Genomic DNA, 19,211 nt, shown 5'->3' with positions numbered 1-19,211 from the left:
ATGCAGCTTTCTTAATGAAAATTAAGAAAACCACTTGCAAGCCTTGCATCTATCCTTTATACTATTGAAAAAACAGAAAGGAGGCAGCAAAAATGGCCGCATTTATTAACATTAATCCCGATATCTGCCCAGCTTCATTCGCTGTTTCTTTTCCATTTTTTCAAATTATTAATATTTCATCACTTAAGACATGTCACTCGTTGATATGTCTTTTTTTATAGGAGTCAAACAATCAATGAAAGCGCGTTTAATACTGGAAGATGGACACGTTTTTGAAGGCGAAAGCTTCGGCGCGGTCCATGATGTTATCAGCGAATTCGTCTTCAACACGGCGATGACTGGTTATGTGGAAGTCTTGACCGACCCGTCATATGCCGGTCAAAGCGTGGTCATGACCTATCCCCTGATCGGCAACTACGGCGTTCCCCTGGATGACCAGGAAGCTGCCCACCCCTTTGTCGAAGCCTTTGTAGTAAGCGAGCTTTCCCGGCTGGGGTCCAATTTCCGCATGAACATGAGTCTGAACGACTATATGATTGAAAACAACATCCCCGGCATCCAAGGCGTCGACACCCGGGCCATCACCCGGATCCTGCGCAAAGAAGGCTGCATGAACGGGATGATCACTACCAAGGATTACGAAGTCAGCGAAGTAATTGACCAGATCAAGGCCTTCAAGATCCAAGGGGTCGTTGAAAAGTGCAGCTGCCTTGAACCCTACCATGTCGGTCAAGGTGACTACGAAGTTGCCCTCTATGACTTCGGTGCCAAGCGCAATATCGCCAGAGAACTGGCCAAAAGAGGCTGCCATGTCACAGTCCTGCCGGCTGACACCCCGGCCCAATATGTCTTAGACCACAACTTCGACGGGATCATGCTTTCAAACGGCCCCGGCGACCCGAGTGAATGCACGGAAATCATTGACCAGTTGAAGATCCTTGCTTCTTCCGGCATCCCGATCTTCGCCATCTGCCTGGGCCACCAGCTTTTAGCCTTAGCCCACGGCTTTGAGACGGAAAAGATGGTCTACGGCCACCACGGCAGCAACCACCCAGTCAAGGATCTGAATACTGGCCGGGTCTACATCTCCACGCAAAATCACAACTACATGATCAAGGAAGACACAATTGATCCAAAGCAAGCCAAGGTCTGGTTCAAGAACGTCAACGACAAGACCAACGAAGGCCTGGAATACTTAAACGAAAACATCAAGTCCGTCCAGTTCCACCCGGAAGCTTGCGGCGGCCCGCACGACACGGAATACCTCTTTGACAGCTTTATTGAAATGATGGGAGAACACAAGAATGCCTAAGCGTGACGATATCAAAAAAGTTTTAGTGATTGGTTCCGGCCCGATCATCATCGGCCAGGCCGCTGAATTCGACTATGCCGGCACCCAGGCCTGCCGGGCCCTCAGAGAAGAAGGCATCGAAGTTGTCCTGATCAACTCCAACCCGGCCACGATCATGACTGACGGCGACATGGCTGACCACGTCTACATCGAACCTTTGACTGTGCCAGTCGTCAAGCAATTGATTGAAAAAGAAAAGCCAGACGCCCTTCTGCCAACCATGGGCGGGCAGAACGCCTTGAACATCGCCATGGCATTAGCTGACGAAGGCTTTTTGGAAAAGCACCATGTCAAGACCATCGGTACTGACACCGACACGATCAAGATGGCTGAAGACCGGCTGGAATTCAAGAACTTGATGGAAAGAATCGGTGAACCGGTTGCCAAGTCGGTTGTCGTCAACTACGTTGAAGATGCCATCGCTTTTGCCAAGGAAATTGGCTATCCCGTAGTTGTCCGCCCGGCCTACACTTTAGGCGGGACGGGCGGCGGGATCGCCCACAATGAACAAGAATTGCATGAAATCTGCTCTAACGGCCTCCGCCTCTCCCGAGTTACTGAATGTTTGATTGAACAGTCCATCGCCGGCTGGAAGGAAGTTGAATACGAAGTCATGCGCGATGGTGCCGGCAACTGCATCACCGTCTGCAACATGGAAAACATGGACCCGGTCGGTGTCCACACCGGTGACAGTATCGTGGTTGCGCCATCTCAAACCTTGTCAGACAAGGACTACCAGATGCTCCGCTCCTCTGCCCTCAACATCATCACAGCCTTGAACATCAAGGGCGGCTGCAATGTCCAGTTTGCCCTCAACCCAGACTCCTTTGAATACTGCGTCATTGAAGTCAACCCTCGGGTTTCCCGGTCTTCTGCCCTGGCCTCAAAAGCAACCGGCTACCCGATCGCCAAGCTTGCTACCAAGATTGCTTTGGGCTACACGCTGGACGAAATCGTCAACGCCGTAACGGGCAAGACCTACGCTTCTTACGAACCAACCCTTGACTACATTGTCTGCAAGATTCCTAAGTGGCCTTTTGACAAATTCTACGACGCTTCCCGCAAGCTGGGCACTCAAATGAAGGCAACCGGGGAAGTCATGGCCATCTGCAACAACTTCGAAGGTGCCTTCATGAAGGCCCTCCGGTCCCTGGAACAAGACAGCTACTACCTTTATAATGAAGAAATTGCCCAGCTGTCAGCAGATGATCTCCGAAAAGACCTCCGCAAGATTGACGACAAGCGGGCCTTCAGAATTGCCGAAGCCTTGCGAAAGGGCGTCTCCATCCGGGAGATTCATGCCATTACCAAGATCGACGTTTGGTTCATTGACAAGATCAAGCACCTGGTTGAAATCGAAGACCGCCTCAAGAGCGAAAAACTGACACCAGACCTGTTGAAACTGGCCAAGCACTGCGAATTCCCAGACCGGGTCATCGCCAGCTTAACCGGCAAGACGGCTGATGAAGTTTACTACCTCAGAAAGGGCTTGAAGATCACGGCCGCTTTTAAGACGGTCGACACCTGCGCGGCTGAATTTGATGCCGAAACGCCATACTTCTACAGCGTTTATGGCGGTGAACATGAAATCCAGCCAGACCGGTCCAAGAAAAAGGTAATTGTCTTTGGCTCCGGCCCAATTAGAATCGGCCAAGGGATTGAGTTTGACTACTGCTGCGTGCACAGCGTCTGGGCCTTAAAGGAAGCTGGCTACGAAACCATCATCGTCAACAACAACCCGGAAACTGTCTCAACTGACTTTGACATCGCCGACCGCCTCTACTTTGAACCTTTGACGGCTGAAGACGTGCAGAGCATCATTGAACTTGAGCAGCCAGATGGGGCCATTGTCCAATTCGGCGGGCAAACCGCGATCAAGCTGTCCCAGGACTTGATGAAGATGGGCGTGCCGATCCTTGGTACCTCTGCCGACAGTGTTGACGCGGCTGAAGACCGGGAAAGATTTGACGAGATTTTGGAAAAGTGCCAGATCGACCGGCCGAAGGGGCAAACCGTCTTTACAGCTGAAGAAGCCTTAAAGGCTGCTAATGAGCTGGGTTACCCGGTTTTGGTCCGTCCTTCCTACGTTTTAGGCGGGGCCGGGATGGAAATTGCCTTAAATGATGGCGACCTCAAGCGCTTTATCGACCACATCACTTCCCAGTTCAACATTGAAGACCACCCGATCTTGATCGACAAGTACCTGGCCGGCAAGGAATGTGAAGTTGACGCCATCTGCGATGACGAAGGCATCTTGATTCCAGGGATCATGGAACACGTTGAAAGAGCCGGTGTCCACTCTGGTGACTCAATCTCCATCTACCCGCCGCAAAAGATCTCCCAGGAGATGAAGGAACGGATCGTTGAATACTCCAAGCGCCTGGCCAAGGCCTTGAAGGTCAAGGGTTTGATGAACATTCAGTTTATCGTTTACGAAAACGAAGTTTACGTGATTGAAGTCAACCCCCGCTCTTCCAGAACCATCCCTTATATCTCCAAAGTTACCGGGATTCCGCTGGTTGACGTGGCAACCAATGTCATCATCGGCAAGTCCATCAAGGAACAAGGCTACGACTACGGCCTAGCTCCGGAAAAAAAGACGGTTGCCGTCAAGATGCCAGTCTTCTCCTTTGAAAAGATTACCGGGGCGGAAATTGCCTTGGGGCCGGAAATGAAGTCAACCGGTGAAGTTCTGGGGATTTCTGAAGACGTTGAAGAAGCCATGTACAAGGCCTTTATGGGGACTGGGCTGGACCTGCCTAAGCACAAGAAGGTTATCTGCACGGTCAAGGATTCGGCTAAGGAAGAATTTTTGCCAATCGCCAAGGAATACCACGACTTCGGCTACGACCTGTACGCGACCCAAGGGACATACGACTTCTTGCAGAGTCATGGCATCCCTGCCCGCCTGGTCAACCGGATCAACGACAAGGAGAACACCATCTTTGACTTGATCTTGACGGAAACGGTCGACCTGGTCATCGACATTCCAACCAGAAACAACAACTTGAAGGACGGCTTCCTGATCCGCCGCTTTGCCGTAGAAGCCGGCGTGCCGATCTACACTTCCCTTGATACGGCACGGGCTTTGATCCACGCTTTGGAAGCCAAGCACGACAACAAGATCTCCTTGGTCGACATCACCAAGCTGTAGAAACTGTATTCCTCAATACTCAATAGTTTAAACGTCAGTATTTGCTGGCGTTTTTTGTATAAATTGAAAAATGCCCTTGCAATTACTTAGCAAGCTAAGTAAAATACTTAGTATGTTAATTATTAGGAAGCTAAGTAATATTTTAAGCGAGGTGGAGAATGGAGCCCACATATTTTGAGGACCCCCGTTTGGGAGAAATCATCCAAAAAAGAGCCTATTTGAACATGCTCATGCATAAGTTGTACCAGCAGGAGTTCAAGGATATTCATTTAACCCGGGAATCCGGAGGCCTGTTGTTCGCGATTAAGAAGACCAACTACAACCAGACCGACCTGGCCGACCTCTTTCATATCACCCAAGCCAGCCTGTCCGGCCGGATCAAGCGGCTGGAGCGGGACGGCTACCTGGTCCGGGTGACAGATCCAAATGACCGGCGCAAGTACCGGCTGGAATTGACCGCCAAGGCCAACCAGGAGCTGGATGAAGTCATAGCCAAGATGAAGAAGTGTAATATGCAGATGTTCCAAGGCCTAACCGACGAAGATTTCCAGGAGATTATCCGGATTCATGAGCAGGTTTGCCAGAATCTGGAAGCAATGATCAAGGAGGAAGCGGATGATCAAGCTTAGAAAATATATCCTGCCCTACCTGCTGCCGATTCTGTTGGCGATCGCTTTTATCTTCGGTGAGGCCCAAACTGAGCTAGCTCTGCCGGACTATATGAGTGATATTGTGACTAACGGGATCCAGGCGGGTGGTTTTAAAGACAGCGTTGCTGATGTCCTGTCGCCTCAAACCTACCGGCAGGTCATGACTTACTCAACTAAGGCTCACCAGCAGACAATCAAGGCCAGCTACCGCTATGTCAAAGCAGCTGATGTCTCCAATGACTTGAAGCAGACTTTTCCTAAAGGCAAAAATCTCTATGTCTTAAAGAAAAATGCTGACCGGGACAAGCTGAACACGGCCATGCTACGGGGGATGATCCTCTACTACACCCTCACCGGCAATAAGAACTCAGATACCAGCAAAAAGTTCCTCAAGAATATCTCTAAGGGAATCAAAACTGCTAAAGACAAATACGCTAAGGGGGAAAAAGCTTATCAGCAGCTGGCTAAAGTTGCACCTGCAGCTCCCCAGGCCGTAAAAATGAAGGCGCAGCTGGAAGCGGCCAAAAAGCAAATTGACGAAATGGAGACTGCCTACCAGAAAAAGGACCTGGCCTACTTCTTCAAGCAGATGACTGCTAAACAAAAGCAGAAGATTTACGACTCGATCGACAAGCAGATGAAGAAGATGGGGACCAGCACCATGAACATGGCCGGCGGCCGGGCAGTCAAGCTTGAGTACAAGCGCCTGGGTGCTTCAACCAGCAAGCTGCAGACCAGCTACATTAAAACTGCGGGCCTAAAGATGCTGGGCATCGCCCTTCTTGGTTCCGTCGTAACGATCTTGGCTGGCCTTTTAGCTTCCAGAGTTGGGGCGGGCGTGGCCCGGGACTTGCGGCTGGCTCTTTTTGAAAAGGTCGAATCCTTCTCCAACACGGAAATGGACCGCTTCTCAACCGCATCCTTGATCACCCGGTCAACCAATGACATCACCCAGATCCAGCAGGTAATTGTCTTGATGATCCGGATGGTGGCCTACGCGCCAATCCTGGGTATTGGAGCCCTCCTGCACGCCCTGGACTCATCTCCATCGATGACTTGGATTATCGGCCTGGTAATTCTGCTGATTTTTGTCATCCTTATGATCACCATGGGCCTGGCCATGCCGAAGTTCAAGATTGTCCAGAAGCTGATTGACAAATTGAACTTGTCCATGCGGGAAAACTTGACCGGGATGCTGGTCATCCGGGCCTTTGGCAATGAAAAAGTCAGTGAAGACCGCTTTGACGAAGCAAACCGCAACTTGACCAAGGTCAACCTCTTTACCAACCGGGTCATGTCAACCTTGATGCCGCTTATGATGTTCATCATGAACACGATTGCTCTGGTGATCGTTTATGCCGGCGCCAAGCAAATCGATCTGGGCAAGCTGCAGATCGGGGCAATGATGGCTTTTGTCCAGTACGCGATGATGATCATTATGGCCTTCTTAATGGTGGCCATGATTGCCATCTTTATTCCCCGGGCCAGCATTTCATCCGGCCGGGTGGCAGAAGTCCTGGAAACCGAAGCTGAGATTGAATCTCCAGCTGCAAGTAAGTCAGGCAAGGAAAACACGGGCGTTATTTTTGACGACGTGACCTTCACTTACCCAGGCAGCCAGGAAGCAGCCTTAGAAAATATCAGCTTCACTGCTCCAGCCGGCAAGACGACCGCCTTTATCGGGTCAACCGGGTCTGGTAAGTCCAGTTTGATCAACTTGATTCCCCGCTTCTATGACGTTACGAACGGTAAAGTCACGGTTGACGGAATTGATGTTAAGGATTATGACCTGCAAGACCTGCGTGAGCGGATCGGTTTGGTGCCGCAAAAAGGCCAGCTTTTGACCGGGACAGTAAAATCTAATGTCTTGTATGGGGCAAAGGATGACTCCCACTTAGAAGAAGCCTTGCGGGTCTCACAATCAGAAGAATTCGTTGACCGCCTGCCAGGCAAATTGGAGGCCCCGATCGCCCAAGGCGGCAGCAATGTTTCCGGCGGGCAAAGACAGCGGTTGGCAATTGCGCGCGCTTTGGCCAAGGATCCAGAGATCCTGGTCTTTGACGACTCCTTCAGTGCCCTGGACTTTAAGACTGACGCCAAGGTCCGCCGGGAACTGACCAAGATGGCCGCTAAGGAAAAGAAGACCGTCCTCTTGGTTGGCCAGCGGATCGCGTCAATCATGGATGCCGACCAGATCATCGTTTTGGATGAGGGCAAGATTGTCGGCAAGGGCAAGCACCAGGACCTGCTCAAGAACTGCCAGGTTTACCGGGAAATTGCCTACTCACAGCTTTCAAAGGAGGAATTAGCCGATGCATAACCATGGCAACTCAAGAGGAACTGAGAAGGCAAAGGACTTTTCCGGAACTTTTGCCAGACTCTTCCGCTACTTAAAGCCTTATTACTGGTCCTTGCTCGCTGTAATCATTTTCGCGATTGCTTCGACCGTCTTCTCCATTATCGGGCCGAAAATTTTATCTAAGGCAACTGACAAGCTGATCGCCGGGATCAGCGCCAAGATCCAGAATACTGGTGGAATTGATTTTACCTATATCAACAAGATCCTCCTGCTGCTCCTGGGCCTTTACCTCCTGTCCATGCTTTTCAACTATGTGCAAAGCTGGATTACTTCGGGCATTTCCCAGAAGGTGGCCTATTCTTTGAGAAAAGATATCGCGGTAAAAATTGACCGCCTGCCGCTCAGCTTTTTTGATAAGCATGCCAGCGGTGACATCTTGTCCCGGATTACTAATGACGTGGATACGATTGCCCAATCGCTCAACCAGTCCATGGCCCAGATTATCACTTCAACCGTGACCGTTGTCGGGGTCGTGATTATGATGTTTACGATCTCCTGGCAATTAACCTTGATTGCTTTAGCGATTTTGCCAGTGACTTTCGGCATCTTAGGAATGGTCATGAGCCGGTCGCAAAAGTACTATATCGGTCAGCAAAAGGCCTTAGGTGACGCGGACGGTCACATCGAAGAAATGTATGGGGCCCACCAGATCGTCCAGGCCTTTAACGGTGAAGCTGCGTCAGTGGCAACTTTTAAGAAGTACAATGATGAGCTTTACACTTCCGGCTGGAAGTCCCAGTTCTTTGGCTCTTTGATGATGCCAATTTCCAACCTGGTCGGCAATATCGGCTATGTTGGCATCTGTATCGCTGGCGGTTTCCTGGCGGTCAACAGCGTGGTCACGATTGGGGACATTCAAGCCTTTATCCAGTATGTGAAGAGCTTTACCCAGCCAATCACGCAGATGGCGCAGATTATCAACCTGCTCCAGTCAACGGCGGCAGCTAGTGAACGGGTCTTTGACTTCTTGGAAGCCGAAGAGATGCCGGAAGAAGAGGTGGAAATTTCTACCGAAGAAGTAGCCGAACTGCCTAGCGATGTGACTTTTGACCATGTCCGCTTTGGTTACAATCCAGACAAGATCATCATCAAGGACTTCAGCCTGGATGTTTCTGCCGGACAAAAGATTGCCATCGTCGGGCCTACTGGGGCCGGCAAGACCACCCTAGTCAAGCTCTTGATGCGCTTTTACGAGTTAAACAGCGGGAAGATCACGATTGGCGGCCAGGATATCAGCAAGATGAAGCGGTTGGATTTACGGTCCATGTTTGGGATGGTCTTGCAGGATACCTGGCTTTTCAACGGAACGATTAAGGAGAACCTCCGCTATGGCAATCTCAATGCCAGTGATGAAGAATTGCGGCAAGCGGCAATCGATGCCCATGCTGACCACTCTATCGAGCAGATGCCAGAGGGCTATGACAGCATGATTAACGAAGAGTCCAGCAATATCTCCGCCGGACAAAAGCAGCTGTTGACGATTGCCCGGGCTTTTGTCAAGGATCCGAAGATCTTGATTCTGGACGAAGCAACCTCATCAGTTGACACCCGGACTGAGCTCTTGATTCAGCAAGGGATGGACCGGCTGATGCAGGGGCGGACGGCTTTTGTTATTGCCCACCGCTTGTCAACGATCAGGGATGCCGACAGCATCATCGTTTTGAAGGACGGGGATATCGTTGAAGTCGGCAACCATGACAGCTTGATGGCAAAGAAGGGCTTTTACGCCGACCTTTACCAATCACAATTTGAGCATGGTGAAGAATAAGAAAAAAGTAAATCATTTTGGATACATTAAAAGCCAGCAAGCTTAAACTTGGTGGCTTTTGCTATTTCACGCTTCTGGTCGCGATGAAAGTCGGAATATTCAATTCGTGCAGGTGGCCTTCGCCTGCTTCTTTCACAATAAAGCCAACTTGTTCACTCCAGAACGTGGCACATTTTTCCGGGTCATTTACGTAGAGCATGATTTCGACTTGGTTGAAGACTAAGCAAAAAACGGGACCAGCATAGCTAATCCCGTTTTTTCTTTAACTGTTACTATCCTTCTCAACAATAAAAGGTTGCAAGGCTTCTGCCAGTGAATGTAGGTTACGAGTTTGGATGATAACCTTGCCATCCCCGGTAAAGTGGTTAACCAGGCCTTCACCAGAGGTAAAGCCAAACATCCCTGACGCTACTTTAATGTCGTAGTCAAGGTTTGCATCCCAAGCCACAACGTGTTCGTTGTCGATTGAAATCGGCTTATCGCTGGTCACGGTCAGTTCAACTAAGTCACCAAAGGCGTTAACCAGCATATCGCCTTCACCTTCAGTCTGCATTACGTAGAAACCACCGGTTCCCCCAAAGGCCGCCTTGCTAAAATTCTGACTCTTCATCTTGTAGCTGACGCTGTCGTCACTTGCTAGAAAGGCACCGGTGTTCAAGCAATACTGCTGCTTGCCGACGGATAATTTTTCGATCTTGCCAGGAATTGCCGGCGCAACCCCAATTTGTCCGCCGTCCGCATCCCCAGTTGCCTGGGTGATAAACATGCTTTCACCACTGGTCAAGCTCCGGCCAATCGCGCCGAGCAAACCGCCCAGGCCCTTCTTGCTGGAGTTCATCTTTCCGGCGATAGTGACGTCTTTCATGTACACCATGGCGCCGTTTTCGACTTTAATGCTTTCACCCTTATCGAGGGTTACAGTTGCTAATGGGCAGGTATTCCCGCCGCTCAATTCGTACTTCATGATATCCCTCTTCTTTTCTATTGCCTTAGCAAAATCTGATATTTATCTTAAATGCTCTTTCTTGTCTATATTATAGCAAAAAAACGCTTTCTCCCGCAAAAGGAATTTCCTTTAAAAAACAAAGAAAGTCAGCTTGAATACTTCATGATGAAAATATTTACTGGTCCAGTTGACTGAAATCAGGTTCAAAGTGCTCCAGCAGGGTAAACTGCCCGTCGTCATACTTCAGCTTAAGAATGATGCAGTTCTTCATCCCATGTGGCAGCTGCTGCTTGTAGTAACGCAAGAAGCAGGCCATGGCACCGCCATGCGATACGGCTAAAACTGACTGGTGGTCTGCCTGCTCCATGACCTGGCTCAAGGTCTTAGCCATTCTCTCCCCGACTTCCTCTTGATCTTCCCCGCCATATTTGACGAAAAAGTCCTCGTAAGGCAGCGGTGGGTTCAAAAATTCATCCATCGCTTCAAACCGGCCAAAATTCCATTCCTTGATCCCCTTGAGCCGGGTATAAGGCATTTTGCCGCCAGTAACCAGTTCCAGAGTATCACTAGCCCGCTCACTCGTGCTTGCATAGCAGTGGTCCAGCTTAATCTTGTTATCTGTAAAGTAGCGGCCAGCGATCTTGGCCTGGTTAATCCCTAATTCAGTCAAAGGTGAATCGCACCAACCCTGGATCTTGTGTTCAACATTGAATAAGGTTTGTCCGTGCCGCATGAGATACAGTATTTTTTCCATCTAAATTTGCCCCTTTTCACATTTCTATAGCGCTTTCACAGAAAATTATAGCATTTTTTCGCAAACTAATGGAAATTGACAATGCTCCAATAAAAACGGACCAGCGCGGACGGACAAAAAATTAGGAGCTATACCTGCTTAAATCATTGCTCTGACTGCCTTCTTACACTTTTTCCACTTGCTAAGAGTTGCTTGAGATATCAGACTGAAGTTAACTTACCCCCTCTTTAATTTTTTGGCCTTTTCCCATATTCTGGATCCGAAGCGATGGGATCATAAAGAAGATCCTCTTTTCCCGATAAAAGCTTGTTCTATCTGGTATCATGGAAATGACAAAGCATTTTGCTTAGATTATTCAGCATTTAAACTGAACTAGCTTAGAAGGAAAAGGGACAAAAATCATGATCGATTGGCTTGCTCTGACCAGAGACCTCTATCTTGAAAAAGGTGAAGACCAGCAGCTTAAAAATTGGCGGGTAACATTGACTAAGTCTGACCTGCTCGACCTTGGCCTGCTGACTAAGGCCAAGCTTGATAAAGACGGCAATTACAGAATCCCTTGCTACCAGATTTTCAAACAATATGGCAAGAGCCCGGCTGAAGTTTATCAAGTGCTGGAAGACAAATATGGCCCCCTGCTCTCTAAAAAGGATAAACGCAAGCTAAAAGCCAGTGCTGACCAGGTTAAACTAGACAAGTTCAAAGAAGACGTAGCTCCAGCTTACGCGGCTTTTCTTGCCGAAAATTTCTCAGAGAAACAGATCATCTCTGACCTCGCCTTTTACCAAAAAATGGCAAAGGCCTGGGAGAAACCAGTTGAAGGAGTCCTGCTTCCAACTTTTGCCTTGCAAGTACTAGGCGACCCCCATGCCTTTGACCGGGGAAGACGGGGGCGCGGGCTTTTGGAAAAAATCATCCAAGCCCAGCTAGGTGAAGAAGCAACTTTAGAAGATTTCAATGTCTATCCCGACCAGCTCTACAATTTCGCGATGACCGCCAATCTGCTGGACACTCCCTTAACCTACGACATCATTGCCCTGCCGGATATTGACAAAATTGTTTTACCAGAAAAGATCAAGGTCTACCTGCATGAAAATTCTGGCGTGACTACTGCACTGGCTAGCAAGTTTCCAGACCGGGCCTTCGTCTGCACGGGCGGACAGGTCAATCTTGCCACGAAAAAGCTGATCAAGCGCCTGCTAATAAATTCCTGCCAGCTCTACTATTCTGGCGATTTGGACCAAAGCGGGATCAAGATCGCGGACAATCTTTTATTAGAGTTTCCAGAGATCCACCTTCTAAACATGGATCTGAAGACCTATAAAGAGCACTACCAAGCCAGTGTCCCGCCGGCAAAAGACAAGCAGATCAAGGAAGTAGAAAATCCAGATTTGCAGGAAGTATTATCTCAGATCCAGAAGAAAAAACGTGTGATTTTTGAAGAGGCCATCCATGATTTTTTATGACAATCAGAACTTCATGTCCCAAGCGGACGGATTTTTAAAAGCCGTATCCACTCCAGGCCCAACCCGGGACATTGTCGTCTATTTAAACAGCCACCCCATGGGGGAATATACTCCCCTCCAGCTTAGCGAGCAGCTTTCAGCTGACTATGACGAAGTCACTAAGATCCTTAAAAAGCTGTCTGAGAGCAAGAACTTAAAGTCCATCCCCTTAACCAACCAGGCTAAGGCCCGGTCGATGAAAGAGGCCATGCAGACCACGGCTTATGCCTTGACTAGCGAAAGCATGGAGCTCTTCCAGGCTTTTGACAAGATCGCCAACCTGCAAAAGCAGATCAGAGAATCCCTGTCTATGACGGAAACTGATGAACTGATCAAGAATTTACGGGAATTAAAGGAAAGCCTTGAGGGCCTTCTTACAGACCCAGAGAATCTGGAATTGCAGCAGCAGCTTTTTAAAGATGGTATCTCCCTTTATGACTTGTCTTTTGGCTACAACAACGGTATCTACAACCGGCTGAAGAACCGGATCGACAGCTTCGCGACCAACATCCATGACCTGAACATGCAGGTCTTCCGCTTGGAAACAGATGCAAACACCACTGGCGACTTGAACCAGGAGTTGTTTAAGCTGCGGGACGTAGTTAAGGAAGTGCTCGACAAGGTTGAAAGTAAGATTCCAGAAGTCCTGGATGCCATTTTTGCCTTGGAGGAAAGCCAGACGAAGATTGGTCCCAAACTCTTCTACCAGCCCCTAGCCGATGAACTGCTGGCCTTTAACGCTACCAAAAGCAGCGATGAATTGTCCGACATCATGGCTGGAAATATTGCAGACATTGCCCAAAGCGAACGGGATGGCAGCGGCTTATACGCCAGCCTTTTAGACCGTTTGAGCGACATGTTTTTTGCCTTGATTGACCTCATCTCACAAAACCGGGAGATCCAGGTCAGCAAAGAGCGAGCTGAACGCTTCTTAGCGCAAGCGCAGAGCTTTCAAGCTGGCATGACAGCCCAGGAAATGGCCCTCCTTTTCGACCAATATGAAGGCACGCCTGTCTACCACCACTGGTTTATGTCCAAACATGCTAGTTACAACCTGGATGATGAAAAGATCCACTACAACTTCACGCCCAAAGAACGCAAGCGGGCTGAAGTGAAACTTGCCCGGTCCATGGAACTGAATGACAAGGAAAAAGCTGAACTCGCGGCTGAACAAGCACGGCACGCGGCAGAAAAAGCCAAGCAGGCAGAACTAGGGCAAAATCTGATCAATAATCCATTAACTAATTTGACTGACGAAGAGTTTGCCTTTTTGCAAAAACTGCTGGGGCAAAGTCATTTTGATTACCGCTTCTCAGCTGATGGTGACTTGTTAAGTGCTAGCGCAACGACTGGCGACTATCTTTTGGTCAAGCAATTCCAAACAGAAAACATGACTATCGAATCACCAAAACAGAGCTTGATTTTATGCAATTGCAGACTGGAGGTAAAAAGCAGATGGCAGAAATAGACTGGAGCCAGGTTATGCCGAATCTTCTAGCTGGCAAGACAACCGCTTATATTAGGCAAAACCGCCTGGCGATCAGCAAATACTTGAAAGATAAGTTCAATTTGGTCTTGGACCAGGACCTGCATCTGCGGGCTTACTCCAAGACCCGGCCGGTTGGCATTGAAGCTGACAAGCGGGTCCAGGCAGATCCCCTCTTATACCGGGTCTACTATGAGACTTTAGCCAGATTGTCCAGCTTGCAAGTCGGCATGACCATCCTCTACCAGGACATTGTGGCTTACATCAACGACAAAGAAAATCTATCAGAGGCAAGCTCAGTGGAATTGTCCAAGTACTTGAAGCCGGTCATCGCCAAGCTGGAAAAGGACGGGATTATTGAACTCCGGGACCAGGACGACAAGGATTCCTTGTATGTCTTGACCAAGCAGGCAAAGCCGCAGGACCCGATTGATCTGGAGAAAGGGATGCAGACTGGTAACGATCTTGCCCGGCAAGAACTCCTGTTAAACGGCTTCTTCCGCAAGGAAAACATGGGCAAAAATGAGTACAACTACCTGCAGAATTCTTTTGAGCCTTTTTTTAACCATGAAACAAGGCAAGGCTTACGCTTAGTCAACGTTGACGACTACTTTATCCTGCTCAATTATTCCCAGCTGGATTTCCCTAACACAGTGCAAAGCAAATTGGATGCCATGGCCGTTGAACTAGTCCAATTGATCAATGACAGCGGTCAGAGCCGCTTCCAATTGCCAGAATTAGTCAATCTGGCCAAGCAGACTGGCAGTTACAAGACTATGACCGGGTCACAGAAAGCAACTGGCTTGAAGATGAAAGTAAGCGAGCTCTTAAATGAACTGACCTATTATGGCCTGCTTGCTAAAGAGCAAGACACCGGCCTTTTGACAAAAGAACAAGATACCTGGTTCACCACTTCTTTAACCGGATTAATCGTAAAAGATGAGGAAATGACTGATGACGAATTATAAGCTTAACCGCTTTGGCTTCTATAACTATTTCAACTACAGAAATCAGACTTTTGACGCCAATACCCAGTCGATTGTTTTTAACGGGGAAAACGGGTCCGGGAAGACCGCGACCATGCTCTCCCTGTTCCCAACGATCTTCTTAGGCAGCATGCGGATTGTCGACAACAAGCGGAGTCTGGACTACTACATCAAGGCTGGCGAAGCCGGCTTTGCCTGGGCCGAATTTAAAGCAGATGATTTGCTGCAAACCCTGCTTTTGGCCTACAGCAAGTCGGCCGACGGATCCAATACCAACCACTATTACTACGTCTTAAAGCAAGGCGTTAAAGGTGATGACCTCCCCTATTCAACCAGCTGGCCGGAATTCCGCGGAGCCGTCAAGCCCTACGTTGAACGCCGCTATGAGACCCAGGCTGACTACCAGAATGCCATCAACCAGCTCTTCTTTGGCTTTGCCTCACAAAGTGAGATGCAGGAGTACTTTGAGCACCTGGCCGCTTTTGAAAAGCCACCACTCAAGCAAACTGGCAGCACGGCTGAATTGGACAGTGCCTTAAAGACTGCCTTGCCAAACCTCAGCCACTACGCGGACCGGGCAACAGTTGAAAACTTTATCGACAATGCCCTGGCCATGGTTGAAGAAGAAAAGAAAAAGGCAGAATTGGACAAGCTGAATAACGCCCTGGCTAAGACTGAAGAATGGGAAAGTCTGACCAACAAGCCAACTCTGGCCCAGATCCAGAACTTCTACGGTAAGGCTAAAACTGAGCTGGGCCAAAAGCAGGAACAGTTTGAGAAATTGAAGACTAGTCTTGCGGAAACCGAAGAAGCAATCGCCCAGCTGAAGAGTGACCAGGCAAGTGTCAGTCAGGATTTAAAGGCTAAAGAAGGTGAACAGCAAGCTCTGCAGGCCGTGATTGATGCTAAAAACCTTGACCAGCTGTCACGAAAAATCACTCAGACTAAAGATGAAAGAAATAACCGGGAAAGAGATTTTGAAGCAGCCCAAAAGGACCGCAAGAATGCAGAGGTGCGGCTGCTGGCTTATACCGAGGACGCCAGAAAAGAGAAGAACGCTCTCGTTATCCTTGAAGGCCGGTTGGCAACGACCAAAACAGAACTTGCCAAGTATCAAATTCAAGCTGATTTTGAAGAAAAGTACCCAGACGCAAAGGAACTGCTGAAGAAGCAAAAGCTGCTCTTGGATAAACTGGATAAATTAGCTGAGCAAAACCAGGAGCTGGCTACCGAGTTGGGCATTGTAAATCAAGCAATTAATGCTTTTGACGAGACCGTCTACACGGATAACATTGCCTCTGCCCTTGCTGAACTTGATCAAGAAACAAGTGCCTGGCTCAAGGAAAGAGAAATCAGCTTTGATCAAGTGGCAGAATTTGGCCTGGAAGTTTATGAAGACAGACGGCATCTGCTGGAAAATGCCAGAGGCCAGTACCAAGAAGCCATCGCTGAAACCAAAAATGACATTCGGCTTGAAAAGGCCCAGTTAAAGCAACTGAGCTCTGATTTGGAAAAGCTGCAAGAACAGCCAAAGCCGGAAACGACAGCTGAGTTTAAAGACGGCAAGCAGCTTTTTGAACTGATCGACTTTAAAGAAGGCGTGCCGAGTGACCTTCAGTTGCAGCTGGAAAGCGACTTAAAGTACTCTAACCTCCTCTATGCCCTTTTTGATGGGCAGGAGATCAAGACTGGCTTGGAGGCTGATAATTCTACTGTCAATACTAGCAATGTAATTAACGGTAATCTCCCAACTCTGGCTGACTACTTAGTCAGTCAAGACGACCGGGTCAATGATTTTTTACAAACGATTGCGGTTAAAGATGGCCATATCAGTTATGCCAGTGTCAAGGTGCACAGCGAGAAAGCCACCGCGATCACTCATATCGGTGAAAGCAACCGGCAAAAAGAACGGGAAAGACAGATTGCCCTGCTGACAGAAGAAATCAAGCAAGTTAAACAGCACTTAGCTGAACTGGCAGACAAGCTGGCCAGCTATCAAGAGCTCTTTAAACAAGCAGATCCTGCTAATTTCCCAAAGAGTGACAAGGTCACCGAAGCGCAAATCGCCTATAATAATGCCCTTTCTGAACAAGACAAACGCTTAAAGAAGCAAGAAAAGCTACAAGTACAGCTAGCCGACTTCCACCGGCAAAAAGAACAATTTACTAGCGAGCTCTGCCCAGACCTGCCAGCTGACAGCAAGGAATTTGCTGACTACCGCCTGGCCTGGGACAAATACCAGGACAAGCAAGTCCAGCGGATTATGCAAGAAAATGACCTGCTTAAGCAAAAGGACCGGCTGGCTAGTGCTGAAAGCCGGATCAAGCAAGCGCACGCTGAATTATCTGAAAAGACAAAGCAGGTCCAGGACAAGCAAGACCGGCTGACTGAAATTAAAGCTCAGATTGCGACTCTTGAAAAGCAGCTGGAAGAAATCCAGAATGACCCGGAAACTAAAAAGCAGCTGGCCAGAAAGGAAGAACTGGACCAACTGCTCAAGGAGCTTGAAAAGCAACTTAACGAAATCGAATTTAAGTTGGAGCGAGAAAACAATCATCTTACTAACTACCAGGAACGTTTGCCAGAAAAGCAGGCAGCCTATGAAGATTTGGATCATGAGTATGCAGCAGTAACTGATCTGCTGGAAAAACTGAATTTAACTGAGAAAGTCAAGGATGCATCCCCTAATGATTGGAACAGCGAGCAAGTCAAGGCAAGCAACCAAAGTAAAGCCAACCTGGCTATGATTGCCGTTAACAGCATTAACGGCGAAACAGACTATCGGGTCGACAACAGCAAGCGTTTGGAATTTGAAGACATTGAAATTAACGACTACCTGCTCGTTCAAGTCCAAAACTTGTTGCATGAAATTGCAGTGGTTCACTACTACTACGGTGACCAGGAGTTAGAACTCAGCAAGCTCTATGACGATATCCGCCAGCAGCTGGAATCCTTCCAGGCATCTGCTGACGATGAAGTTCAGCGTCTGGCCCGCTACCTTAACAACTCGACGATTCTGCAAAAGATCCGCCAGGCCACTGCCGAAGCGACTACTTTAACCAAGCAGATCAGCAAGTCCTTGAAGGAAAAGGAACAGACAAGTCATATCTCCTTCTATACCAGCTTCAGTGAAATTCCTGACTACAGAAAGGACTACCTGGCAGCTTTTGGGAACACTTCTATCGACAGTCCGGAAAGCCAAAACGCGGTTACCCTCTTGATGGACCGCTTCTGGACTTATATCAAGGACAATAACGATGAAATGACCAGGGATGAACTGGTTGATCATTTCTATGAGGAATTTGACTACAAGAAATGGTACAGATTTAACATCAGCTTCCGCCGCCATGCTGGTGATGCCCCAGAAAAGATGACTGACCGGAAGCTTAATGCCTTCTCTGAAGGGCAAAGAAGCCGGGCGATCCTTGAACCACTTTTGATCGTCTTGGAGCTGGACGAAAAGAAGATGAGCAATCCACTTGCTCCGAAGATCATCTTGATGGACGAGTCCTTCTCTGGTATCGATGATGAACAGCAAGAGCTGCTATTGAAGAATATCTACGATATCGCAGACAACTTTATTGCTGCAGGCTACAATGCCCGCCTTGCGGTACCAGAAAACAGCAAGGACACGACTTACTTCACCCTGATTGACCATACGGTTGATGGCAAGAATCACTTTATCTCTGTAGAACAGAGCATCGTTAGAAAAAATCGCTAAAAAATAAGGCATGATTCCGAATTAACGGAGTCATGCCATTTTGGCGTTTAAATTAAACTAAGCGTGTTTCTTCATCTGAAGCTGCTGCTTTTGGTAAAGTACGGTTAACACAGCCCAGATAATGTTAATGATTGCCCAAGCGTTGCTGTACCTTGCATAAGCTGACTGCCCTGGAAAGGCAAGCTGAACTACTGCCAAGATAGCCACAATCACCATCATAGCAGACACTGCCTTGAAAAACTTCGGCCGGTCAATCCAAACAGCTGCCAGAATAAATGCGACAATTGACAGCAAATTAGCAATCAAGAAAAAACGGTTAGTTAGATTGTCTTGTGTTGCGTAGCCAAAAGTATAGTTTGGCCCCAAAGCAACTAGGTAAATTGCCATCAAAACCCGATAGACAATCGTCTTTTGCTTCTGTGTAAACAATTTTTCTCATCCCCTTCAATTACACACTAAAGTCAACTTCTGTTGATCAAGTCCATTATGTTAGAGAATATTGGGTCAGATTATATCAAATTGTGTCATTTA

Annotated in this window: 13 protein-coding genes; 9 read left to right on the top strand and 4 right to left on the bottom strand. The window is 48.3% G+C overall.

Annotation, left to right across the window (positions count from 1 at the left end; translation table 11 throughout):
- Nucleotides 1-235 precede the first annotated feature (235 nt).
- From ACLUXO_RS05970 to ACLUXO_RS05950, 5 genes are all read left to right on the top strand, one after another.
- Entirely contained in the window at nt 236-1,312 is a 1,077-nt protein-coding gene (locus tag ACLUXO_RS05970; protein ID WP_412136740.1) for a carbamoyl phosphate synthase small subunit, read from the top strand.
- Nucleotides 1,305-4,505, top strand: coding sequence for a carbamoyl-phosphate synthase large subunit (gene carB / locus ACLUXO_RS05965; protein ID WP_412136739.1), 3,201 nt, complete (start codon nt 1,305-1,307; stop codon nt 4,503-4,505). Before ACLUXO_RS05970 ends, carB begins: the two co-directional genes overlap by 8 nt.
- A gap of 158 nt (nt 4,506-4,663) precedes the next feature.
- Nucleotides 4,664-5,134, top strand: coding sequence for a MarR family winged helix-turn-helix transcriptional regulator (locus ACLUXO_RS05960; RefSeq protein ID WP_412136738.1), 471 nt, complete (start codon nt 4,664-4,666; stop codon nt 5,132-5,134).
- Complete coding sequence (locus tag ACLUXO_RS05955; protein ID WP_412136737.1) at nt 5,121-7,475, top strand: ABC transporter ATP-binding protein; 2,355 nt, start codon at nt 5,121-5,123, stop codon at nt 7,473-7,475. The genes ACLUXO_RS05960 and ACLUXO_RS05955 overlap by 14 nt, the downstream gene beginning before the upstream one ends.
- Nucleotides 7,468-9,282: an ABC transporter ATP-binding protein gene (locus ACLUXO_RS05950; protein WP_412136736.1), complete on the top strand. Its 1,815-nt coding sequence runs from the start codon at nt 7,468-7,470 to the stop codon at nt 9,280-9,282. Before ACLUXO_RS05955 ends, ACLUXO_RS05950 begins: the two co-directional genes overlap by 8 nt.
- Before the next feature lie 61 nt (nt 9,283-9,343).
- On the opposite strand, the gene ACLUXO_RS05945 is transcribed toward ACLUXO_RS05950, so the two are convergent.
- The 3 genes from ACLUXO_RS05945 to ACLUXO_RS05935 all read right to left on the bottom strand — a co-directional run bounded on the left by ACLUXO_RS05945 (nt 9,344) and on the right by ACLUXO_RS05935 (nt 10,982).
- Nucleotides 9,344-9,481 carry a hypothetical protein gene (locus ACLUXO_RS05945; protein WP_412136735.1) on the bottom strand — a complete coding sequence of 46 codons (138 nt, stop codon included), beginning with the start codon at nt 9,479-9,481 and terminating at the stop codon, nt 9,344-9,346.
- Between the two features lie 63 nt (nt 9,482-9,544).
- Nucleotides 9,545-10,246, bottom strand: a complete 702-nt coding sequence (locus ACLUXO_RS05940; RefSeq protein WP_412136734.1) for a TIGR00266 family protein — start codon at nt 10,244-10,246, stop codon at nt 9,545-9,547.
- Between the two features lie 157 nt (nt 10,247-10,403).
- Nucleotides 10,404-10,982, bottom strand: coding sequence for a histidine phosphatase family protein (locus ACLUXO_RS05935; RefSeq protein WP_412136733.1), 579 nt, complete (start codon nt 10,980-10,982; stop codon nt 10,404-10,406).
- 401 nt (nt 10,983-11,383) lie between these two features.
- Between ACLUXO_RS05935 and ACLUXO_RS05930 the strand changes: the two genes are divergently transcribed.
- From ACLUXO_RS05930 to ACLUXO_RS05915, 4 genes are read left to right on the top strand one after another with little or no spacing between them, the layout of a single operon-like run.
- Nucleotides 11,384-12,448: a DUF2399 domain-containing protein gene (locus ACLUXO_RS05930; protein WP_412136732.1), complete on the top strand. Its 1,065-nt coding sequence runs from the start codon at nt 11,384-11,386 to the stop codon at nt 12,446-12,448.
- On the top strand, nt 12,435-13,955 hold the full coding sequence (locus ACLUXO_RS05925; protein WP_412136731.1) for a hypothetical protein: 1,521 nt from the start codon (nt 12,435-12,437) through the stop codon (nt 13,953-13,955). The genes ACLUXO_RS05930 and ACLUXO_RS05925 overlap by 14 nt, the downstream gene beginning before the upstream one ends.
- Nucleotides 13,943-14,941, top strand: a complete 999-nt coding sequence (locus ACLUXO_RS05920; protein ID WP_412136730.1) for a hypothetical protein — start codon at nt 13,943-13,945, stop codon at nt 14,939-14,941. Before ACLUXO_RS05925 ends, ACLUXO_RS05920 begins: the two co-directional genes overlap by 13 nt.
- A complete protein-coding gene (locus tag ACLUXO_RS05915) occupies nt 14,928-18,680 on the top strand; it encodes an SbcC/MukB-like Walker B domain-containing protein (RefSeq protein ID WP_412136729.1) in 3,753 nt (1,250 codons plus the stop codon). The genes ACLUXO_RS05920 and ACLUXO_RS05915 overlap by 14 nt, the downstream gene beginning before the upstream one ends.
- A gap of 57 nt (nt 18,681-18,737) precedes the next feature.
- On the opposite strand, the gene ACLUXO_RS05910 is transcribed toward ACLUXO_RS05915, so the two are convergent.
- Entirely contained in the window at nt 18,738-19,109 is a 372-nt protein-coding gene (locus ACLUXO_RS05910; RefSeq protein ID WP_412136728.1) for a hypothetical protein, read from the bottom strand.
- Nucleotides 19,110-19,211 lie beyond the last annotated feature (102 nt).

The sequence above is a fragment of the Lactobacillus delbrueckii subsp. bulgaricus genome, from assembly GCF_046938665.1.
GTDB classification, from domain to species: domain Bacteria; phylum Bacillota; class Bacilli; order Lactobacillales; family Lactobacillaceae; genus Lactobacillus; species Lactobacillus delbrueckii_C.
This window is presented reverse-complemented; position numbering and strand designations above follow the sequence as displayed.